18 protein-coding genes and 1 riboswitch are annotated in these 22,263 nt (G+C 66.2%); of the genes, 12 read left to right on the top strand and 6 right to left on the bottom strand.

Annotation, left to right across the window (positions count from 1 at the left end; translation table 11 throughout):
* Positions 1–2: 2 nt before the first annotated feature.
* Positions 3–806 (bottom strand): purine-nucleoside phosphorylase, encoded by an 804-nt coding sequence (locus ABZW74_RS04915; protein ID WP_240858742.1) that lies wholly within the window; start codon positions 804–806, stop codon positions 3–5.
* 119 nt (positions 807–925) lie between these two features.
* On the opposite strand from ABZW74_RS04915, the gene ABZW74_RS04910 reads away from it, so the two are divergent.
* Positions 926–1,621, top strand: a complete 696-nt coding sequence (locus ABZW74_RS04910; RefSeq protein ID WP_355274480.1) for an enoyl-CoA hydratase/isomerase family protein — start codon at positions 926–928, stop codon at positions 1,619–1,621.
* A gap of 37 nt (positions 1,622–1,658) precedes the next feature.
* Positions 1,659–2,825, top strand: a complete 1,167-nt coding sequence (locus ABZW74_RS04905) for an amidohydrolase (protein ID WP_240858747.1) — start codon at positions 1,659–1,661, stop codon at positions 2,823–2,825.
* Here the strand turns inward: ABZW74_RS04905 and ABZW74_RS04900 are convergent, their stop codons facing one another.
* Complete coding sequence (locus tag ABZW74_RS04900; protein WP_240858749.1) at positions 2,826–3,308, bottom strand: gamma-glutamylcyclotransferase; 483 nt, start codon at positions 3,306–3,308, stop codon at positions 2,826–2,828. It lies immediately after the preceding gene.
* Between the two features lie 275 nt (positions 3,309–3,583).
* Between ABZW74_RS04900 and ABZW74_RS04895 the strand changes: the two genes are divergently transcribed.
* The 4 genes from ABZW74_RS04895 (at position 3,584) to ABZW74_RS04880 (ending at position 8,500) form a co-directional block, all read left to right on the top strand.
* Positions 3,584–4,987 carry an NAD(P)H-quinone dehydrogenase gene (locus ABZW74_RS04895; RefSeq protein WP_355274476.1) on the top strand — a complete coding sequence of 468 codons (1,404 nt, stop codon included), beginning with the start codon at positions 3,584–3,586 and terminating at the stop codon, positions 4,985–4,987.
* 595 nt (positions 4,988–5,582) lie between these two features.
* Positions 5,583–6,896: a hypothetical protein gene (locus ABZW74_RS04890; protein ID WP_355274473.1), complete on the top strand. Its 1,314-nt coding sequence runs from the start codon at positions 5,583–5,585 to the stop codon at positions 6,894–6,896.
* Between the two features lie 2 nt (positions 6,897–6,898).
* Positions 6,899–7,330, top strand: coding sequence for a hypothetical protein (locus tag ABZW74_RS04885; protein ID WP_240858759.1), 432 nt, complete (start codon positions 6,899–6,901; stop codon positions 7,328–7,330).
* A gap of 504 nt (positions 7,331–7,834) precedes the next feature.
* Positions 7,835–8,500: a DUF3558 family protein gene (locus ABZW74_RS04880; protein ID WP_355274470.1), complete on the top strand. Its 666-nt coding sequence runs from the start codon at positions 7,835–7,837 to the stop codon at positions 8,498–8,500.
* Between the two features lie 374 nt (positions 8,501–8,874).
* Here the strand turns inward: ABZW74_RS04880 and glpK are convergent, their stop codons facing one another.
* Positions 8,875–10,362: a glycerol kinase GlpK gene (glpK, locus tag ABZW74_RS04875; RefSeq protein WP_355274559.1), complete on the bottom strand. Its 1,488-nt coding sequence runs from the start codon at positions 10,360–10,362 to the stop codon at positions 8,875–8,877.
* A 90-nt stretch (positions 10,363–10,452) separates the two neighbouring features.
* Between glpK and glpD the strand changes: the two genes are divergently transcribed.
* A complete protein-coding gene (gene glpD / locus ABZW74_RS04870) occupies positions 10,453–12,195 on the top strand; it encodes a glycerol-3-phosphate dehydrogenase (protein ID WP_355274467.1) in 1,743 nt (580 codons plus the stop codon).
* Between the two features lie 86 nt (positions 12,196–12,281).
* Positions 12,282–12,710, top strand: coding sequence for a pyridoxamine 5'-phosphate oxidase family protein (locus ABZW74_RS04865; RefSeq protein WP_240858976.1), 429 nt, complete (start codon positions 12,282–12,284; stop codon positions 12,708–12,710).
* Positions 12,711–12,714: 4 nt separating this feature from the next.
* On the opposite strand, the gene ABZW74_RS04860 is transcribed toward ABZW74_RS04865, so the two are convergent.
* The 3 genes from ABZW74_RS04860 to ABZW74_RS04850 form a co-directional block, all read right to left on the bottom strand.
* Positions 12,715–13,434 (bottom strand): Clp protease N-terminal domain-containing protein, encoded by a 720-nt coding sequence (locus ABZW74_RS04860; RefSeq protein ID WP_355274464.1) that lies wholly within the window; start codon positions 13,432–13,434, stop codon positions 12,715–12,717.
* A gap of 266 nt (positions 13,435–13,700) precedes the next feature.
* Positions 13,701–14,489 (bottom strand): DNA-formamidopyrimidine glycosylase family protein, encoded by a 789-nt coding sequence (locus ABZW74_RS04855; RefSeq protein ID WP_355274461.1) that lies wholly within the window; start codon positions 14,487–14,489, stop codon positions 13,701–13,703.
* Entirely contained in the window at positions 14,482–19,098 is a 4,617-nt protein-coding gene (locus tag ABZW74_RS04850; RefSeq protein WP_355274458.1) for an ATP-dependent helicase, read from the bottom strand. The genes ABZW74_RS04855 and ABZW74_RS04850 overlap by 8 nt, the downstream gene beginning before the upstream one ends.
* Before the next feature lie 61 nt (positions 19,099–19,159).
* A riboswitch (cobalamin riboswitch) is annotated at positions 19,160–19,290 on the top strand.
* Between the two features lie 36 nt (positions 19,291–19,326).
* Here ABZW74_RS04850 and ABZW74_RS04845 point away from each other — a divergent pair.
* The 4 genes from ABZW74_RS04845 (at position 19,327) to ABZW74_RS04830 (ending at position 22,262) form a co-directional block, all read left to right on the top strand.
* Positions 19,327–19,551 (top strand): CbtB-domain containing protein, encoded by a 225-nt coding sequence (locus ABZW74_RS04845; RefSeq protein ID WP_355274456.1) that lies wholly within the window; start codon positions 19,327–19,329, stop codon positions 19,549–19,551.
* A gap of 28 nt (positions 19,552–19,579) precedes the next feature.
* Positions 19,580–20,410: a CbtA family protein gene (locus ABZW74_RS04840; RefSeq protein WP_355274453.1), complete on the top strand. Its 831-nt coding sequence runs from the start codon at positions 19,580–19,582 to the stop codon at positions 20,408–20,410.
* Between the two features lie 4 nt (positions 20,411–20,414).
* The gene (locus ABZW74_RS04835) at positions 20,415–20,888 is read left to right on the top strand and encodes a histidine phosphatase family protein (RefSeq protein ID WP_355274450.1); all 474 of its coding nucleotides are present in this window, start codon (positions 20,415–20,417) and stop codon (positions 20,886–20,888) included.
* Between the two features lie 150 nt (positions 20,889–21,038).
* On the top strand, positions 21,039–22,262 hold the full coding sequence (locus ABZW74_RS04830; RefSeq protein WP_355274447.1) for an acyl-CoA dehydrogenase family protein: 1,224 nt from the start codon (positions 21,039–21,041) through the stop codon (positions 22,260–22,262).
* The last annotated feature ends 1 nt before the right edge of the window (position 22,263 follow it).

Raw genomic sequence — 22,263 nt, 5'->3', positions numbered from 1 at the left:
GCTCACACCTCCCCGATGATCTGGGCCAGCAACTCGCCCATCCGGGCTGCCGAGTTCCGTCCGACGTCGAGGACCTCGGCATGGCTGAGCGGTTCGCCGGTCATGCCGGCCGCCAGGTTGGTGACCAGACTGACCCCGAGGACCGCCACGCCGGCGGCGCGGGCAGCGATGGTTTCGTGCACCGTGGACATCCCGACCAGATCGGCGCCCAGGGTGCGCAGCATCCGGATCTCGGCCGGCGTCTCATAGTGGGGGCCGGGCAGACCCGCGTACACGCCCTCGGCGAGGTCGGGGTCGACGCGGCGGGCGACCTCGCGCAACCGCGGTGAGTAGGCGTCCACAAGGTCGACGAACTGCGCGCCCACGAGTGGCGAGCGGGCCGTGAGGTTGAGGTGATCGGAGATCAGCACGGGCTGACCCACCGACATGTCGGCGCGCAATCCGCCTGCCGCGTTGGTCAGCACGATCGTGCTGACCCCGGTCGCTGCTGCGGTACGCACCGGATGCACCACTCGTGCGAGATCGTGCCCCTCGTAGGCGTGAATACGGCCGAGCAGGAGCAGAATGCGGCGATCGCCGATCCGCACCGAATGGATCATGCCGCCGTGTCCGGCCGCCTTCGGTGGTGTGAAGCCCGGGATCGACGCCATCGAGACCGATCGGACGGGCGTACCGAAAGCCTCGGCAGCCGGTGCCCAGCCCGAACCTAGTACCACGGCCACGTCGTGCGCTGCGGCATCGGTCTCGGCGGCGATGGTGGCGGCCGCGACCGCTGCCGCGGCGTCGGCGTCGACGGTGGGATCCATGCCGCCCACACTAGGACGTGTCTCGCCAAGGGGATTGGGAGACACGTCCTGGGACGCGGGTGGATGCGGTGTACGCGGTGCCGACTAGTCGGATCAGGTCCAGGCGATATGGTTCTCGCATGCCTTACCTGAAGACCAACGGCGACGTCATCGAGCTGTATCTGGGCACCGAAGGGGTCGAACTCGACGAATCGAATCCCGAGAACCGCTTCCGCCTCGACTGGCTCGACACCGTCACGGCGTTGCTCGACGACGTGGCGGACGCGGCCAAGCCGGTGATCATCACGGCGACCGGCAAGTACTTCAGCAACGGCCTCGACACCGACTACGTCTTTGCCAACCCCACCGGCCTGCCCGCTTACCTCGACCGCGTACATGCGCTCTACACCACGGTGTTGACGTTGCCGGTGCCGACGATCGCCGCCCTGAACGGTCACGCCTTTGGGGCGGGCGCAATGCTCGCGCTATGCGCGGACCATCGGTTGATGCGCACCGAGCGGGGATTCTGGTCGTTGCCCGAAGCAGCACTGAACATGCCGTTCACGCGGGGTATGGCAGCGCTCGTCCGCACCCGGATTTCGGATGCGGCGGCCACCGAGGCCATGCTCACCAGCCGTCGGTATGGCGCTGACGATGCCGCGTCGGCAGGGATCGTCGAAGAGGCGGTCGCCGCAGCCGAACTCGTCGACCGCGCCACCGAGGTCGCCACCGCACGCGCGGCCCTGGCCGGTCCCAACCTCGCTCTGATCAAGCGCGGACTGCGCACGCCATTGCTCGACGATCTCGCTGTCCCGACACCGAGTTCACTGCTATGAGCGGCGTGGCCGTGTCTCGACGAGGTCGGGTGATCGTATGGGCGATCTGATCGAATCCTGGCTGGCCGCGCACGGCACCGACCTCATTGCGTGGCGCCGGGCCATCCATGCCTACCCGGAACTGTCGCGGCAAGAGGTGCGGACCACCGAGCTGGTGATGACCGAGCTGCAGTCGGTCGGCCTGAATCCGCGTCGGCTCCCGCTCGGAACCGGCGTCGTGTGCGACCTCGGACCGAGTGGGGAGGCGCGGATCGGTTTGCGCGCCGACATGGATGCCCTGCCGATCACCGAGCACACCGGGCTGCCGTTCACTTCGACTGTCGACGGGGTGTCGCACTCCTGCGGGCACGACGCGCACACCGCCATCCTGATCGGGGTCGCCAAGCTGCTCGTCGAGGCCGAACCGCTGCCGGTGGGGGTGCGGCTGATCTTCCAGGCCGCCGAGGAAGTGATGCCGGGCGGCGCTCTCGACGCCATCGACGCCGGGGTGACGACGGGCCTGAGCAAGATTTTCGCGCTGCATTGCGATCCACGGTTGCCCGTCGGGACGGTCGGGCTGCGCGCCGGTGCGTTGACGTCGGCCGCCGACCACATCGACGTGCAACTGCGATCACCCGGTGGGCACACATCGCGCCCGCACCTGACGGGTGACCTCGTCTACGCGATGGGCACGCTGATCACCGGTCTGCCGGGCATCCTGTCGCGTCGCGTCGACCCGCGTTCGGGAACGGTGATGGTGTGGGGCGCGGCCAACGCCGGCAGTGCTCCCAACGCGATTCCGCAGGAAGGTCGTCTGCGCGGGACGGTTCGAACCGGTGAGCATGCGACGTGGGCGCAGCTGGAACCGTTGGTCCGCAGCATCGTCGGCGAACTGGTCGCGCCGCTGGGCGTGCAGTACGACCTGGCCTACTTCCGCGGCGTGCCACCCGTCGTCAACGACGAGAACGCGATCGAGATGCTGGAGCGGTCGATCGAGGCGATCGGTCCGAACGCGGTCGCCGACACCCCGCAGTCCGCGGGTGGCGAAGACTTCTCCTGGTACCTCGAGCACGTGCCCGGTGCAATGGGCCGGCTCGGCGTGTGGGACGGCATGGGGGTGCAGCGGGACCTGCACCAACCCAACTTCGACATCGACGAACGCGCACTCGCAATCGGGGTCCGCGCGCTCGCCGGACTGATCGTCGGGCCCGGCGCCGGGGTCTGATCAGCCTTCTACGCTGCCCGGTCCGGGGCCGACGTTGCGGGACTCCCGAAGCCGAAGATCCTGGACATATTCGGCCGGTGCGCCCGCGATCTCAGCGGCCTCGGCCATCACACCGAGGTAGCGGGCCGAGGGCAAGCCGCCTTCGAAAGCATCGAGAACATACAGCCACGCGAGGACGGGTCCGTCCGCGGTGTCGACTCGCGCGCGCACCTTGCGGTGGATGCCGAGTTCTGAGCCTTCCCAGCGGTCGAGGTAGTCCTCGTCTTCGACGGGCACGTCGTAGAGCACCACGAACACCTTGGCCTCGACGTTGTCGCGGTCCTCGGTGACGGTCGCCAACGAGCCTTCCCAACCGATGTCCCCGCCGCCGAAGGTGAGGCGCCACCCGTTCAACCATCCGGTCCCCGCCATCGGCGAGTGCGGGGCGCGCTCGGCCATCTGTTCGGGATGCATGTTCGAACCGTAAGCCGCATAAATGGGCATGTCGCCTCTGACCTGCTCTTTCTCGACGGAGTGGCGCGAAAACGGACTCCGATCGCGCCACGTTGACCCGGGCCACGACGATCGTATTACGACAAGGCGTCGTGCACCGCAGTCGCACCGGGTCCTTCAGTGCGTCGGCCCGACCATCCCGTCGTCGACGACCGGGCGTCCGGGCATACCCTGGACAGGGCGCACGCCGGTACTTCGAGCCAGTGACCAGCCCAAGATCGTCGCCGGCTCGACGAGGGCCATGGATGGCCGGAACAGGAGTGATTGTGACCAAGATCGTCATCATCGGTGGTGGACCGGCCGGTTACGAGGCGGCGCTTGCCGCAGCCGCATACGGCGCGGACACCACGGTGATCGATTCGGACGGGATCGGCGGCGCGTGTGTGCTGTGGGATTGCGTCCCGTCGAAGACGTTCATCGCGTCGACCGGCATCCGCACCGAGGTGCGCCGGGCCGTCGACCTCGGCATCAACATCAAGACCGACGACACCCTCGTGACCCTTCCGCAGATCCATCAGCGTGTCCGCGATCTGGCCTTCGCGCAATCCGCCGACATCCGTTCCCGGTTGATCAGCGAGGGCGTCACCCTGGTGTCGGGTACCGCAACGCTGGAGCCGACCCAGGTGGGTGTCTCCACGCATGGGGTCCTGGCGACTCTGTCCGACGGGAGCACCCAGCGTTACGCCGGTGACGTGGTGTTGCTCGCGACGGGCGCCTCGCCGCGCATCCTGCCCGACGCCCAACCCGATGGTGAGCGGATTCTGACCTGGCGTCAGCTCTACGACCTGGAAGATCTTCCCGAGCACCTCATCGTGGTCGGATCGGGTGTCACCGGTGCCGAATTCGTGCACGCCTACACCGAATTGGGTGTGAAGGTGACTCTGGTGTCGAGCCGCGACCGTGTGCTGCCGCACGAAGACGAGGATGCCGCGCTGGTGCTCGAGGAGGCCCTCGCCGAGCGAGGTGTCGAGCTGGTGAAGCACGCACGGGCGAACAAGGTTGAGCGCAACGGCGATTCGGTGACCGCCTATCTCGCGGACGGTTCCACCGTCACCGGATCGCATGTGCTGATGACGGTCGGTTCGGTGCCCAACACCACCTCGCTCGAACTCGAGGCTGCCGGGGTGGACGTCGACAAGGGCGGCTACATCCGGGTCGATCGGGTGTCCCGGACGTCGGTCACCGGCATCTACGCGGCCGGCGACTGCACGGGACTGTTCCCGTTGGCGTCGGTCGCCGCGATGCAGGGCCGGATCGCGATGTACCACGCCCTGGGCGAAGGTGTGTCGCCGATCAAGCTGAAAACCGTTGCGTCGGCGATCTTCACGCGTCCGGAGATCGCGACGGTCGGGGTGTCGCAGAACGCCATCGACGCCGGCGAATATCCCGCCCGCACCGTGATGCTGCCATTGGCCACCAACCCTCGGGCGAAGATGAGCGGTCTTCGACGCGGTTTCGTCAAGATCTTCTGCCGACCGGCGACCGGCGTGGTCATCGGTGGCGTGGTGGTCGCGCCCACGGCGTCGGAGCTGATCCTTCCGATCGCGCTCGCGGTGCAAAACAAGCTGACCGTCAGCGACCTTGCGGCGACCCTGTCGGTGTACCCGTCACTGTCGGGATCGGTGACCGAGGCGGCCCGGCAATTGGTACGGCACGACGATCTGGACTGATCGCGTCGGTCAGGTGACCTCATCGCTCTCTGACTGGGAGAGTTGGCGCTGTGAGCTGGGGAAATGTGACCTGTCATCGTTCGATCCGGGAGGCGCGACGGACACCCTGTGTCGTGTTGGAGAATCTGTGTGCTGCAGCACCCAGATGACCTGATTCGACACAGGTGTGGCCTGAGTTCACGCGGATTGCCGCAATGACCTGGCTGGTAGTCGCGGCCTGGGCTTCGCTCCGGCCACCTGCCGCGTCGATCTGAGAGAACGCGAGTTGATTTGGAGAATGCGAGTGCTGCAGCACTAGCGTTCTCCAGTTCGGCACCTGGTGTCGTGAGTGTCGCCATTTCGCAAGGTTCCGAGCCACGTCCCGGGCAGCGGCGCTCTTCCCGCCTCCACGATCGCCGACGACGTCGGCCGAGGGCGCTGATCCAATGAGCGGGGACGGAATCGATGAGCAGTAGGAAGGCTGCCTGTCCGACGCCGTCATGGTCGCGCAGTTCCCGACGCAACCGAATTGTGCACAACGCCGCGAGCGATCGCCATCGTCGGTGATCGCGGGGTATGGTCCGTCAGAACCGAATTCCGGTCCGTTGGGGGTGTCGTGGGCGATCCGCTAGATCAGATGAAGGGTGCGCCCGGCAACATCGACGGGCAGCGGACGGCTTGGGAGACGATGAGCATCGGCGAGGTGCTGGGGATTCTGGCGAAGATGGGCCGCGGAAATGCCAGCGGCGACGCCGAGGCGTTCGCCGGTACCCCGGGTCTCGTAAAGCAGGCGGTCAACCAGATGAACAGTGCATTTGGAACCGACCTCATGCTCGGGCGCGCGGCGGACGGAAGCGTGACCCGCGCACGTCTGCTTGCCAACGCAATAGACACGAGTGCGACCAGAGGACAGCAGGTCGTGGACGCAGTCGAACGCGGTGGCCAGATCGCGGGCGACGCGGCCGCGCTCGCGCCACAATTTCAGGCTCTCCAAGAGCACGTGCGCGACAATCCGGAGGATTCGGCCGCTGCGCGCGCCGCGGTCCGTGCAGCGATGGACAGCACCTACAGCAATCCCATGCTCGCGGCCCAAGCGAATCTGCCTGCAGAGAGAACAGATGACTCTGCTTCGAGGGAACTCAGCAACATCGGCAACCTGGGTTCGACCGACCCGAATAACCCGAACCGTGACAACTCGTCGAACTCTCGCGGCCAGACGGCGAACACGACCGACATCACCGGCGGCGGACCCAACGGCCCGGGGAGCGGACCGACGCCGACTGGCGGCCCGTCGCCGTCGTCGAACTCGCCGAACCGGACGACCCCCGTCGACACGACTAACACGAACAACCCGTCGCGGCAGAATCCTGGTTCGCCCGACCGCAATCCGGACTCGTTGAACCGCGGAGGCCGGGGGACGCCGAACGTCGTGCCGGCCAACATCGACAACCGGCACCCACCCGGCCCTGGCAAGGGCGCTCCCAACAACATCCCGCGCGGTGGCGTTCCCGCGGGTCTCGTGCCGGGTGGACCGCGGAGCCCGGTGATACCGCCTGGGCTCGTGCCGCCTGCCGGAGCGCCCGGGGGAGCAACCAATCCCGGTGCTGGGACACCGAATTCGAATCCCGGGGCCGCCCAGCGACCGGGTACGCCCGGTGTACCTCACGGCGCTGGACGGCCACGCTCGGACGACAAGAAGCACACTCCCGCGATCTACCTCCACAGCGACGACAACGGCAAGGAGATCGTTGGTGACCTGCCACTCGTCGGACCGCCGGTGATCGGCGACTGGGCGCCGCGTGCTGCGCCTGCCGCGAGCGTCCCGGTGCCGAATGACACAGCTCCAGAAGAGGGTTCGGTCGACCTTCGACTTCCGACACCCACGACCACGCCCACATCCGAGAAGCCGGTCGAACAGCGTGAGGCGTAGGTATGCACCGCGTTGAACGGCTGCCCGGAGGTGTCGCCCGGCTGGTCGACAGTGTTCCCGACGGCGACATCCCGCAGTGCCTGGCGCTGCTCACCGCGTCGGTCATCGACGTCGCCGACGTGCATTCGCCCGAGATCGCGGAGGCGCTGACACAGTGGCGTGAGCGCGGGACCGCGTCGGAACGATCACGCGCACATGTGCGTTCGGTGGTCGCCCAGCACGACCTCGACGCGTTCGTTCACCAGCGACGCGGCGACATCGACAAACAGCGCGAGAGCTTTCGCCGCGCACGCGCCTTCGAATGCATCATGATCACCATCGATTCGGAGAGCCAGGAACCTCGAACCGTGCTCCGCGAGTCCGTGTACGAGGCGGCCGCGGCAATGGGAGGGACCGGCGGAGTCGTGGGTATTCTGGCCGACTTCGTGGTGTGACAGGGTTTGATCCACAGATCTCGTTCCGCCGGTGGATCGGTCGACGATCCAAGGTAGTGTTGCGACAATCGTTACATCGGCAGCCGATGGCGCATACGGGGGAGGTCGGGTGGGAGACAACTACACGTCCAACGACGATATGGGCCTTCAATTGCCCGGATACGAGGCTTCGGACATTGACTCCGTGCGGCGCGGTCCTAACGGCCCAGGTGGCGTCGTCCGGTTCTCGACTGAGGACTGGGAAGGGCGAGCGAGGACGGCGGAATCCGCGGCACGTACCTTGCAAGAGGCGATGAGGAATCTGGATCGCGCGGTACCTCAGAATTGCTTCGGTGAGTGCGTTGAAGGTAAAGCCATGTATTCACGCGTGAGGCAAGCCATCACGACGTGGCGCGATGACCTTGAACAGCAGTCAACAGACTTGAGGAACCTGGCAAGCGATTGTCGCCGTGCAGGAGCTAAACTCGACCGTGCCGACGTCGATGGGTCTGTGGGAATCCAAACGTGAGTGGTCGGCACTATTGGCGACCAGAACGTCACGCTTTATCCGTTCTCCTCGGCGCTTTCGTTGCCCTAGTATCTGCATCGGGCTGTACAGTCAGTGGCACCGCAGTAAGTGAAGGACCCGCCGCCTCGCATTCTGCCAGTAGGGCGCCTGAGGTTAGGCAACGTGACGATGCAGGTCGCCTACTGCCGTTCAAGACAGTTTTCCCGAACCGGTGGAGTCAAAACAATGATGGCACAACATACGAGCCTTGCACATATGTGACCGAGCCCGTTCTCATGAAGATGGGTCTTGATCCCAAATCAGCGAAAGACGCAGCGGTCGCCGACCATCAGACAGTCCGAGGATGCGATTGGCGATTCACGAACAGTGAGTCTTCCTCGTTATCCCAGTCTGTAGGGAATCTTGCTGGCGCTGGTGTCGCGGACCTCGATGGTTACAAGGCGGAGTTTGACGACTTCCGTTGGTTCCCAGACCAGTTGGTGGATGGGCGCACAGTCGCTACGTTTTCGCTCGGAACTGATCACTGTGCGACGCTGATAGTCTCGGGTCGAGCTTTGGTTATGACGGCCGTATGGCTGGGGCAGCATGACCCTGACGTGTCAGAAAATTGCGGTTTAGCATTCGCCTTCACGCGTGCAACTATCAATAAAATTCCAAGGTAGGCAGTCCATTTGGAGCCGACCCGGGGCGTCCTGCAAATGCGAAGTCTTTGGCTCGACCGGATGGAAAAAATCTAGGGGAAGAAAACTCGTCCCCTAGTTTTGGAGTCTTCCCTGAGGAATTTCTGGGGGAGGACTCCACAAATAGGGGAGGAAGTTCTTCCCCTATTTTCAGGGTCGGTGGCCGCCGACATTTTCGGCTCGCGCGGGTTTCGATATTTCAGGGGTCGGTGGCCGCCGACATTTTCGGCTCGCGCGGGTTTCGATACGCGTCGGGTTGGTTTCGAGACGCGCCATGGTCGCTCCGCTCCCTTGCCGCTCCTCAACCCGGCGGCTGCGCTCACTCGCCGCTCCTCGACCGGCAGGGGCTACGCGACTTACGCGAGGTCGAAGCTGTGCTCGACCGCTCGGTTCCATTCGCTGTACAGGCGATCTCGTTCTGACGCGTCCATCGACGGTTCCCAGCGTTTGTCCTCGGCCCAGTTGGCGCGGATCTCGTCTTCGCTGTCCCAGTAGCCGACGGCGAGGCCGGCGGCGTAGGCGGCGCCGAGGGCGGTGGTCTCGTTGACGACCGGTCGGACGACGGGGACGTCGAGGATGTCGGCCTGGAACTGCATGAGGAGGTCGTTGACAACCATGCCGCCGTCGACCTTGAGGGTCGACAACTCCACACCGGAGTCGGCCTGCATCGCCTCGATGACCTCTCGGGTCTGAAAAGCGCTGGCCTCCAAAGCAGCTCGGGCCAGGTGGCCCTTGTTGACGAAACGGGTGAGGCCGACGATCACCCCGCGTGCGTCCGAACGCCAACGGGGCGCGAAGAGGCCGGAGAAGGCGGGCACGAAGTAGGCGCCACCGTTGTCGTCGACCTGTGTGGCCAACTGTTCGATCTCGGAAGCATGCGAGAAGAGGCCGAGGTTGTCGCGCAGCCACTGCACGAGAGAGCCGGTCACCGCGATCGACCCCTCCAGCGCGTACCGGGCGTCCTGGTCACCGATGCGGTAGCACACGGTGGTCAGCAGGCCGTGGTCGCTGAACACCGGCTCGGTGCCGGTGTTGAGGAGAAGGAAGTTGCCGGTGCCGTAGGTGTTCTTGGCCTCGCCGGGTTCCAGGCAGGCTTGACCAAAGGTTGCCGCCTGCTGATCGCCGAGGATGCCGGCCAACGGAACGCCCGGTAACGAGCCGTGCTCGCGCAGAGGGCCGTAAACCTCTGCGGAGCTGTGGATCTCGGGCAACATCGCGGCAGGGACGCCGAAATCCGCGCACAACGACTCATCCCAGGACAGGGTGCGCAGGTCCATCAGCATCGTGCGCGACGCGTTCGTCACATCGGTGATGTGTAATCCGCCGTCGGCACCGCCGGTCATATTCCAGGAAATCCAGGAATCCATTGTGCCGAAACATAGTTCGCCGTTCTCCGCGCGTTCTCGACTGCCCTCGACACTGTCGAGTATCCACCGCGCCTTGGGGCCGGCGAAGTACGTGGACAGCGGAAGGCCGGTTTTGTCCCGATAACGGCCCGGGCCGTCGTCGCCGGCAAGTTCGGTGCACAGATCGCCGGTGCGGGTGTCCTGCCACACGATCGCGTTGTGGATCGGCACGCCGGTCTCTCGATCCCAGATCACCGTGGTCTCGCGCTGATTGGTCAGCCCGCACGCGGCGATGTCGTCGTACTTCAGATCCGCCGACGCCAGGGCCGCAGCGGTCACCCGGCGGGTGTTGCGCCAGATCTCCTGCGCGTCGTGCTCCACCCATCCCGCCTTGGGGAAGATCTGTTCATGTTCGATCTGCTCGCAGCTGACCACTCGCCCCCGGCGATCGAAGACCATCGCTCGGGTCGACGTGGTGCCCTGGTCGATCGCGGCCACATAGGTGTTTTCGCTGCCCACGCGGCCAGTGTCGCACGCGCCGGTTCGCTGCCACTGCAATCCGCGCGAGATCAATTAGGCTCGATGATCATGGATACCGAGTTCAATCCGGATCGACCTGCGGATATGGGCCCGCTGTATCGCCAGGAGGCGTGGCGCAGGCTCGGAGCGGAACAATTCGACATCGTCGTCATCGGTGGTGGTGTCGTCGGTGTGGGTGCGGCGCTCGACGCCGCCACTCGCGGTCTGCGTGTCGCGCTGGTCGAGGCCCGCGACATCGCGTCGGGCACGTCGAGTCGGTCGTCGAAGATGTTCCACGGCGGTCTGCGCTACCTCGAACAGCTGGAATTCGGCCTGGTCCGTGAGGCGCTACGCGAGCGTGAACTGTCGCTGCGGTTACTGGCCCCACACCTGGTCAAGCCGCTGCCGTTCCTGTACCCGTTGACGCAGCGCGTCTGGGAGAGGCCCTATGTCGCGGCGGGCATCTTTCTGTACGACCGCATGGGTGGAGCCAAATCAGTTCCCGGACAACAGCATGTCACTCGGTCCGGTGCTCTGCGAGTGGCTCCGGCGCTCAAACGCGACTCGCTGATCGGTGGTATCCGCTACTACGACACCGTCGTCGACGACGCGCGCCACAGCCTCACGGTGGCGCGCACCGCGGCCAACTACGGTGCGGTCATCCGAACCTCCACCCAGGTGGTCGGATTTCTCCGTGAATCCGACCGTGTGCTCGGTGTTCGTGTCCGAGACACCGAGAACGGCGAGGTCACCGAGGTGCGTGGACACTGCGTGATCAACGCGGCGGGCGTGTGGACCGACGAGGTGCAGGCTCTGTCGAAACAGCGTGGCCACTTCAAGGTGCGCGCCTCCAAGGGGGTACACATCGTGGTGCCGCGCGATCGCATCGTCAGCGAGACCGCGATCATCCTGCGGACCGCCAACTCGGTGCTGTTCGTCATCCCATGGGAGACGCACTGGATCATCGGCACCACCGACACCGACTGGAACCTCGACCTCGCGCACCCGGCCGCAACCCGCGCCGACATCGACTACATCCTCGAGCGGGTCAACCAGGTGCTCGTGACTTCCCTGACGCACGACGACATCGAAGGCGTGTACGCGGGATTGCGACCGCTGCTCGCGGGGGAGGACGACCAGACGTCCAAGCTGTCGCGCGAACATGCCGTTGCCACCGTCGCGCCCGGTCTCTTGTCGATCGCGGGCGGCAAGTACACCACCTACCGGGTGATGGCGGCCGACGCCGTCGACGCATGCAACGACTTCATCCCGACTCGGGTGGCGCCGTCGATCACCGAACGCGTACCCCTCATCGGCGCGGACGGATACTTCGCCCTGATCAACCAGTGCGAACACCTCGGACAGCGATACGGACTGCACCCGTACCGGATTCGCCGACTGCTCAATCGTTACGGCTCACTCATCGACGACGTGCTGTACTACGCGGCCGGCGATCCGTCGTTGCTGCGACCGATCGCGGCCGCACCGCAATACCTGCGGGTCGAGGTGGTGTACGCGGCCATCGACGAAGCGGCGCTGCACCTCGAGGACGTCCTCGCCCGACGCACCCGCATCGCGATCGAGTACTCGCACCGCGGCGTCGGCTGCGCCGAAGAGGTCGCCGAACTGCTGGCGCCCGTGCTCGGGTGGAGTCCCGAGGACATCGCCTTCGAGATCGATACCTACCGCGCTCGCGTCGAGGCCGAAGTCGCTTCGCAGACGCAGCCCGACGACGAGTCGGCCGACGCACTGCGTGCGGCCGCACCGGAGGCACGTGCGGAGATCCTGGAGCCGGTCCCGGTTGACGGCTGATGAATACGGGGCGTTAGGCGGGACCTTGGGCTCTGTGCCCGGTAACCTCGGCGGGTGAACAATGAGATATGGGAGAAAGACAGGTCATGGTGGACAACCCGATCAAGGAATTGACCGTCGATGAGTCGTGGAATCGGCTTTCTCAAGTCGAACTCGGCCGGATCGCACTGAGTTTCGGCGGACTTCCCGACATCTTCCCGATCAACTTCTACGCCGGCGACGGGCGCATCCTGTTCCGCACCGCAGAAGGAACCAAGCTCTACGAGCTGACCGCCAACGAGCATGTCGCCTTCGAAGCCGACAGCCACGACGGCGTCAGTGGCTGGAGTGTCATCGCGAAGGGCACCGCACGTGTCCTGCAGTCTCATCGCGAGATCGAGGCCGCCGACCAGACTCCGTTGAAGCCGTGGATCCCCACGCTCAAGTACAACTACGTGGAGATCGCGGTCGAAGAGATCACCGGTCGGGACTTCACTTTCGGCGAGGAGCCGGAGCGGTACACCTCCGACGGCTGAGTTCTCAGGCCAACTCCGACAACCGATTCAGCACGGCCTCCTCGACGGCGTCGGCACCTGTGCCGGCATCGACGAGGATCGGTCCCACGGTGGGGTCGGCAAAGAGTGCGATCAGCAGATGTTCGGTTCCGACGTAATTGTGGCCGAGGCGCTCGGCGGTTCGGACGGTCTCCTCAAGCACCGTCTTGGCGGCATCGTCATACGGGATGAGCGCTCGCGGTTCGGCCTCGCTTGGCGCGTTGATCGCTGAGAGTTGTTGGGCCACAGCGTCCGTGTCTACGTCGAGGGATCGGAGAGCGGCTACCCCCAGCGACTCGGTTTCGCCCAGAACCCCCCGACCGAGCAGCGCCGTGGTGACGTATTCCGAGCGCTCGGAGGTGGCCAGGTTGTGCGCGTTCACGACGGCATTGCGTGCGCGAGGAGTGAAGCGGGCGAACGGATTCGACGCAGCTTCGGCAGGGGCCGCGGGAGATTGTCCGACGAATCGCTTCTGCGCCGCTTGCTTGCTGACGCCCATGCTCGAGCCGATCGCCGTCCAGGACGCGCCGGTGCGTCGGGCCTGATCGACGAAATGTCCGATCAACGAGTCGGCGAGGTCGCCGAGGTGCTGTGCGGCGATGACAGCCCCGGAGAGTTGTTCGAGCGGATCGGTATGGACGGCACGAATGCCGTCGATGAGGTCGTCGAGCCGGACGTTCGTCAGGGGTTTGTTGTCTGTGGGCATGCGTCAACTCTAGGTTGACGGGCATTGGTCGTCAACCCTGGGTTGACGAGCTGGCAGGGCGGCGCCCCTTGCCGCTGGCTGAACGCGAGCTCACGAGCCTCGAAGCCCTTGGTGAGCTGAGAATGCCGTCTCACCAGGCCCTTCGAGGCTCGCTCCGCTCGCACCTCAGGGAGCGGAAGGGGCATGCTCAGGGGGAGGGCCACCATCTCAGATCGGATGGGGAGCGGGTGGAGGGCAGGGGGCCACGTGGGGAGGGGCGCGTCGGGTCAGCGTTGGCAGGTTGGGCAGAAGTAGATCACCCGGTCGCCGTCGTCGGCGTCGCCGAGACGGTCACGCCGGATCGGGGTAGCGCAGCGTCTGCACAACTGGCCGCGGCGACCGTAGACCCAGGTGCGTGCGTTTGGGGCCGTCTGACCAGTCGTGCTGCGAGCAGTGCGTATCCGGTTGTTCCACAGCAGCCGACGGCACAGGTCGACCATGGCCGGGATGTCGACGTCGGCCACCGGTGTTGTCGGCAGTACGCCGCGCAGAAAGCAGGCCTCGCAACGGTAGACGTTGCCGACACCCGCCATCAGGCGTTGGTCGAGCAGGGCGAGACCGATCGGCGTGGAAGGCTGCGCCTCGATTCGCCGGACGGCTTCGGCGGCATCCCAGTCGTCGGCGAGCAGGTCCGGTCCGAGATAGGCCAGCGCTGCGTCGGGGTCGGCGAGCAGTTCGAGGATGCCGAGTTCGAAGCCGACCGCCTCGGACTTCTGGGTGCGCAGAACAACCCGCGCGTGATGACCCGGCCGACGCCACCGCGTCCCGTGCGGATGCACATGCCAGGCGCCCTCCATCTTGAGGTGCGAGTGAATCGATGGCACCGAAACGCCTTCCGGGTCGACCAGATCGATCAGCAGGTGCTTACCGCGGGAGCGGACAGCGGTGACGGTGTGTCCGGTGTAGTCGACGGTGGCGAGGGTCGGCGTCCGGAACTGGCAATAGGTGAGCACCTGGCCGTCCAATGCACGACGCAGTCTGGCCGCCGCTGCGAAGACGGTGTCGCCCTCAGGCATGGAGTCCGTAGCGGAGTCGGACGCCGCGCGGGGTGGTCGCGAAACCTGCCTCGACGAAGGCTGCGGCGATCTGGGTGCCGAGCACGTTTGCGCCGTCGACCTGGTCGATGGTCAGTCGATTGATCCGACCGGACCGGACCGCGTCGGCGAGAGCGGAGCTCGCCTCGCGCAGCAGATCGGCGTCGGCGGTGAAGGTCAGCACCGTCTTGCCGCCGCGTTCGACGAACAGCGCGGGCTCACCGTCGGCGATCACCACCAGCGCGCCGGGTTTGCGGCCCGGTCGGTGGCCGGAGTCGTCGGCGCCGGTGGCCGGCCAATCCAGAGCAGCCCCATAGGGATTGGCCGGATCGGTGGTGGCCAGCACCACTGTGTGGTGAGTCTTGCGGTCGTCGAGCGCGTGGTGTCGGAGTTCGTCGACGATGGATGGCCGAGCGAACTGGGCGCCGCCGAGCCCGTCGACGTAGTAGCCGCGACGAACGTGGCCGTTGTCCTCGAACACGCTGAGCGCCTTGTAGACCCGAGCGAAACCGCCGGTCACGCCCTCGGCTGCCACCGCGCCACGAGTGACCACTCCGTGGCGGACCAAGAGTTGCTCGCAGACGGCCTGGGTGGCGGTGGTCGGGTCGACGTCGTCGCGGTGGAGGCTGAACCACCGGCCCGTGGTCGACGGTGAACTGGGCCGGGCGCCCGGATGTTCGGCCAGGAACCTGGTCGAGAGTCGTTGTGGCCGAAGCCTCGGCGCGCGGCCTCGTGATCGGTGGGCGGGCGTGCCGCGCGCACCCGCGGATCGCGCCGGCCCGCGGCGGTCGGGCCGCAGCAGCGCACGCACGGCGGAGAAGGAGTCGTTGCCGACCTGGCCCGACCACACCAGATCCCACAGGGCGGTCTCGATGTCGGCGTCCGACGACCCGATCTCCGTGTCGCCACGCACACCATCGGCGAGCTGCGGAAAGCGCAGGGCTCCGCCGGGATTCAGTGCGTCCAGCAACAAACTGTGCGTCGCCGTCAGGTCGATCTCGTCGGCGTCCGCCAGCGTCACGGGGAGCAGGTCGATGGGGTGGAAGGCGATCCAGCCGTCGGCACCGCCGATGCGGCCGTGTCCCGACCACACCACCTCACCCGAGGACAGCAGTTCGTCGAGCATGGCCGGGGTGTAGTCGGCGACCCGGCTCGGCAGGATGAGGGACTCCCACGCCGACGCCGGAAGCTGGTATCCGGCAAGCTGATCGATGACGGTCGCCACGCCGTCGACTCCGCTGAGCCTCTCGTCGGATGCCACGTGATGCCAACTCGACAGGAAGCGGGTCAGCGTGGGCGCGTCGACCGGTGCGATGTCGGCGCGGGTGGCGGCGAGCGATCCGCGCCGGATCTGCCCCAGCACGTCGGCGTGACACCACTGCGTCGTCGATCCCGCGTCGGGGTCGGGCAGGAAATCGCCCTCGATCACCTTGCGCTCACCGGCCAGGCGCACCAGGGTGTCTCGGACCACCGCCGTCGCCATCCCGATACCCTCGGCCGCCTCGGCAACGGTGAACGGACCGTGCGTGCGCGCGAAACGGTGGACCAGGTCGGTGACGGGATCGGGGACCGGCTCGGTGTAGGCGGCCGGAATGCCCAGTGGCGCGGGGATTCCGAGGGCATCACGCAGGCGTGCGGTGTCTTCGACCGCCGCCCACAATGGGAAGCCGCGATGGGTGACCGAGATGATCGGGCCGGCGCGGTGCAGGTCGGCCAGTACGGCAGCGGCGTCGTCACCCTGATATCGGGCGGCCACGTCGTCGGTGGTGAGCGGGCCGAGCCAGCGAAGCAGGTCGACGATGTCCTCGGCGTCGCGCGCCTGCCGAGCCGGATCGAGACGCTGGAGTCGGCGTACGACGTCGGCGATCACCGCGGGGTCGAGCAGCTCGCGCAGATCCACCCGGCCGAGGAGTTGGGCGAGCAGGCTCGTGTCCAACGACAGTGCCGCGGCACGGCGTTCGGCGAGCGGTGCGTCGTCGGAGTACATGAATGCACCGACGTACCCGAACAGCAGCGACGCCGCGAACGGCGATGGCTCGGGGGTCTCGACCTCGACCATCCGCACCCGGCGTCCAGCGATTCCGCGGAGGAGGTCGGTCAGCGCGGGCAGGTCGTACACGTCCTGGAGGCATTCGCGCACCGCTTCCAGCACGATCGGGAAGTCGGGGAATTGTGATGCGACGGAAAGGAGTTGTGCGCTGCGCTGGCGCTGCTGCCACAGCGGCGCGCGTCGGCCAGGATCGCGTCGGGGCAGAAGCAGTGCGCGCGCGGCGCATTCGCGGAACCGGGATGCGAACATCGACGAGTCGGCGAGCGCATCGGTGACCATCTGCTCGATGTCGTCGGGGTCGACGACGAAGACTGAGGCGCCGGGTGGTTCGTCGTCGGTGTCGGGCATCCGCACGATGATGCCGTCGTCGGAGGCGGTGGTCGCACCGTCGAGGCCGAGGGTCTGCTGCAGCCGCGCGGAGATGGCACTCGCCCACGGTGCGTGGACACGTAAACCATAGGGGGAGTGCAGGATCACCCGCCAGTCGCCGAGCTCGTCGCGGAAACGTTCGACGACGAGGGTGCGGTCGGTGGGGAGGTGGCCGGTCGAGTCGCGCTGCTCGGCGATCAGTGCTGCCAGGTTGTCGCGCGCATAGTCGGTGAGGCCGAGTGCATGTGCGTGTTTCTCGAGTTGCTCGGGATCGGCGATGGCGCCGGTGAACTTGCCGATCGCCACGCCGAGTTCGGCGGGCCGTCCGACGGTGTCGCCGACCCAGAACGGCAGGCGGCCGGGCTGTCCGAAGGCCGGCGTGACGAGAACACGGTCGTGGGTGATGTCCTCGATCCGCCAACTCGTGGCGCCCAACGCGAACACGTCCCCGACGCGCGACTCGTAGACCATCTCTTCATCGAGTTCGCCTACGCGGGTGGATTTTTCCCCGACCATGAAGACACCGAAGAGCCCGCGGTCGGGGATGGTTCCGCCGGAGGTGACGGCCAGACGCTGAGCTCCGCGTCGGCCGCTGATGGTGTTCGCGTCGCGATCCCAGGTGACGCGAGGGCGGAGTTCGGCGAACTCGTCGGACGGGAAACGCCCCGAGATCAGGTCCAGAGTCGATACGTACACATCGCGGCTGAGTTCCCGGTACGGCGCGGCGCGGCGGATGACGTCGAACCATTCGTCGACGTCGAGGTCGTCCATTGCCGCGGCGGCGATCGTCTGCTGGGCAAGGACGTCGAGCGGATTCGACGGGACGCGCAGTTGCTCGATGTCGCCGGCGAGCATGCGTTCCACGGCGACCGTGCAGTGCACGAGATCGGTGCGGTGCTTGGGGTAGAGCACGCCCTGGCTGATCTCGCCGACCTGGTGACCCGCCCGGCCGATCCGCTGGAGACCACTCGCGACCGACGGTGGCGATTCCACCTGGATGACCAGATCGACCGCGCCCATGTCGATGCCGAGTTCCAGCGAACTCGTTGCAACCACGCAGCGCAGCCGACCCGACTTCAGGTCGTCCTCGATCTCGGCCCGCTGCTCCTTGCTCACCGAGCCATGGTGGGCGCGGGCCAAGGCGGTGGGTGCGCCGCCGCTGGCGCCGCTCGCCATAACAAGCGCAGGTGCGCCACCGGCTACACCGGGATTTGGCGCATTGGTGACCGGCGTCCCCGAGCGGTCGGCGTGGATCTCGTTGAGCCGAGCGGTGAGTCGTTCGGCGAGGCGCCGGGAGTTGGCGAAAACGATCGTTGCGCGGTTGCTTTCGATGGCGTCGACGATCGAGGCCTCCACATGCGGCCAGAGGGAGCCGGCGGTCGGGGAGAAGGCGTCGTCGAGGTCGTCGTCGGGTGCATCGGCGGGCGGCGGGATGTTCGCCATGTCCGGCACAGGCACGTCGACGCGCAGATCGAAGGTCTTCGCGGCGGGCGGTCGGACGACGCGGCAGGGACGGGAGCCGGCCAGGAACTGCGCGACCAACTCTGGCGGTCGGACGGTCGCCGACAACCCGATCCGCTGTGCCGGCTCGTCGAGCAGCTCGTCAAGTCGTTCAAGGGAGACCGCGAGATGGGTGCCGCGCTTGGTGCCGGCGACGGCGTGCACCTCGTCGACGATGACGGCGTCGACGTTGCGGAGAGTGTCGCGGACCGACGAGGTGAGGATCAGATACAGCGACTCGGGGGTGGTGATGAGGATGTCCGGTGGCTGCCGGGCAAGGAGCCGGCGCTGATTGGCCGGCGTGTCCCCCGAGCGCAGGCCGACGGTGATGTTCGGTTCGGGAAGGCCGAGCTCCTGGGCCGCACGCGTGATCCCGGTCAGGGGGGCGCGCAGGTTGCGCTCCACGTCGACCGCAAGTGCTTTGAGTGGCGAGATGTAGAGGACGCGGGTGCCGTGCGCGCGGTCGGGTTCGGCGGCCAGACGGTCGAGCGCCCACAGGAACGCCGACAGCGTCTTGCCAGACCCGGTAGGCGCGATGACCAGTGTGTTCTCACCGTCGGCGATGGAGTTCCATGCCCCGGTCTGAGCAGCAGTGGGCTCCGGGAAGGCGCCACTGAACCACCGCCGCGTCGGGGCGGTGAAGCGCTGCAGTACAGACGCGGTTCGGGCCACCTCGCCATCATCCCCTACGGCTGTGACAACTCCGTGGCGCGAGCGCGAGCAGGCCGAGCCGGTCAGGGTATAAGGTCAGCACACGCCAGTGCGGGGAATCCGGTGCAAGTCCGGAACGGTCGCGCCGCTGTGAACGACGGTCAACTGAGAATCGACGTGAGTCAGAGTGCCGCGCTGGTAACCGGTTCAAACGAACTGCCGACGCGTGATCGGCGAAAGGACAGGCAGATGACTGCTTCCACCAAGGCGGCACCCGCATCTCGGGCGCTCGCGGTACCCAATCTCTCCGTCGCCAGCGCGGCACTGTGGCTCAGCCTCACCGTGCTGCTGGCGTCGATGGCCTACTACTTCCTGGGCTACGACCAGGGCGCGGTGTCGGTGTTCGGTTCCGACACCCACATCCACGAGTTCGTCCACGACGCCCGCCACTTCCTCGGCTTCCCCTGCCACTGAGCGAATCTGAGCCAGGAGACAAATAAACATGGAGAAGAAGTTCATCGGCGCCGGCCTGTTCTCAGGCCTGATCGCCGGAATTCTGTCGTATCTGTTCGCCCGACTGTTCATCGAACCGCAGGTCGCCAAGGCCATCGACTACGAGGATCTGCGTTCGGGCGCCGAGGAGGAACTCGAGATCGCGGCGGGCGGACACGTCCACGGTGAGGGTGGCGAGGTGTTCACCCGCGCCATGCAGCAGAACCTCGGTGCCGGAGTCGGCACGCTGGTGTTCGCGTTGTGCATGGGCGCGTTCTTCGCAGTCGCGTTCACCGTGCTGTGGACCTATGTCGGACGGCGTTACCCTGCGACCGATCCGCGGTGGCTCGCCGGCGCACTCGGGGTGATCGGGTTCGTGTCTTTCTTCGCGGTTCCGTTCTTCGCGTACCCGGCGAATCCGCCGGCGGTCGGCGACGACGACACCATCGGCGCGCGCTCGGGTGCATTCCTGACCATCACGTTGATCTCGGTGGGCGCGGCGATTGCGGCCGTCGTGTTCGCGTTCTGGTTGCGCCCCCGCATCGGCGGGCTCGTCTCGGCCATCGTGAGCGTGGTGGGGTACCTGGCGGTGATCACCGTCGCGGTGACTCTGCTGCCGGAGTTCCACGAGGTGCCCAAGGAGTTGCGCAACGACCAGGGCGTGATCGTCGCCCCCGGGTTCCCCGGTGACGTCATCGGCGACTTCCGGGTGTACGTGATCGCCAACCAGGTGATCCTGTGGACCGTGCTGACCGTCGTGTTCGCCCTGGTTCTCGGCTACCTGGCGCGGCCTAAGACGTCGGCGACGGCGTCGAAGGGCATCACGGCCGAGGTCAACTGAGGTCATGCAGATCATCACCGCCGGCCGCACCGGCCCCAATCGGGACCTGCGGTTCGGCGGTGATCTGTCTCTGGACGACGCCGGACGGCGCACGGTCAACGATTTGCGACGCACGGTCAGCGATATGGGGCGCACGGTCAGCGGGCCAGAGACGGTGGCGCTGGAGACGTCGGCGCTCTTGAGTGGGCAGTTCGACGTCGACGACGCATTGCGCACGATGGACTTCGGGGAGTGGGCAGGGAAGCTGCCCGAGGAGATCGATCCTTCGGCACTCGGCCTCTGGTTTTCGACTCCGGATGCGTGCCCGCACGGCGGGGAGACGGTGGCCGACTTTGTTGCGCGCATTCATGACTGGCGTGCGTCGGCGACGTTCGGGGTGTGCGTGGTGTCGATGCCGGTCGCGCAGGCGTTGCTCGTCGACGATGCTGCAGGCTACTTCGCAATCGAGGTCCGGCCGGCGACGTCGTATCAACTCTGATTCTGGTTGCCATGGCGCTCGCTTTCCGAGCGCCGTGGCAACCAGTGCGACGGTGAAACATTTAGGCCCAAGTGTGTCTTTACTTCCGGAGTGACACCTGACACAGTGAAACTGAAACGTGTTTTAGTTGTCTCGAGATGCGAGGTGGAGATGTTCGAGTGGTCCGACGAGGATCTGATGGTGCGCGACGCCCTGCGGGCGTTCATCGACAAGGAGATCCGACCGCACATCGATGAGCTCGAGACCGGGCAGCTGCCGCCCTACGACATCACCCGCAAGCTGCTGTCGACCTTCGGTGTCGACGCCATGGCCAAGGACGCCTTGGAGAAGGAGCTCGCCGCCGAGGCCGAGGGCAAGAAATCGTCGGGTGGCGGTGGCGGCAGCATGGCCTCGTCGATGTTCATGATCGTCAACATCGAACTTGCCGGTGTCTGCCTCGGACTCGTCGGATCGATGGGCGTCAGCATGGGGCTCACGGCGTCGACGATCCGCGGCAAAGGCACTCTCGCACAGAAGAAGCGGTGGCTTCCCGAGCTGGTCACGATGGAGAAGGTGGGCGCGTGGGCGATCACCGAACCCGACTCCGGCTCCGACGCACTGGGCGGCATGAAGACCACGGTCAAGCGCGACGGCGACGACTACATCCTCAACGGGCAGAAGACCTTTATCACCAATGGCCCGTACGCCGACACCATCGTGGTGTTCGCCAAAGTCGACGACGGCAGCAACACCCCGATGCGTGACCGCAAGGTGCTGTCCTTCGTCCTCGACAAGGGGATGCCGGGTCTCACCCAGGGCAAGGCGTTCAAGAAGATGGGCATGATGAGTTCGCCGACCGGTGAGCTCTTCTTCGACAACGTGCGCCTCGGCAAGGACCGTCTCCTCGGCGAGACCGAGGACACCGGCGAGGATTCACGCGGTTCGGAAGGTGCGAAGGCCGGCTTCACCGCCGAGCGGGTCGGCATCGCGGCGCTGGCGATGGGCATCATCAACGAATGCCTGCGTCTGTCCCTCGATTACGCCAAGACACGCAAGTTGTGGGGCCAGGAGATCGCGCAGTTCCAGCTCATCCAGCTCAAGCTTGCCGAAATGGAAGTCGCGCGAATCAATGTGCAGAACATGCTCTTCAGTGCGATCGAGCGGACTCAGGCCGGCAAGCCGCTGAGCCTGTCGGAGGCGTCGGCGATGAAGCTGTACTCGTCCAAGGCCGCGACCGACGTCGCGATGGAGGCGGTGCAGCTCTTCGGTGGAAACGGCTACATGGCCGAGTACCGCGTCGAGCAGCTTGCGCGAGATGCCAAGTCGCTCATGATCTATGCCGGCAGCAACGAGATCCAGGTGACCCACGTCGCCAAGGGGTTGTTGCGCGGCTGAG

This window comes from Gordonia sp. NPDC003585, assembly GCF_040610755.1.
In the GTDB taxonomy this organism is placed as follows: domain Bacteria; phylum Actinomycetota; class Actinomycetes; order Mycobacteriales; family Mycobacteriaceae; genus Gordonia.
This window is presented reverse-complemented; position numbering and strand designations above follow the sequence as displayed.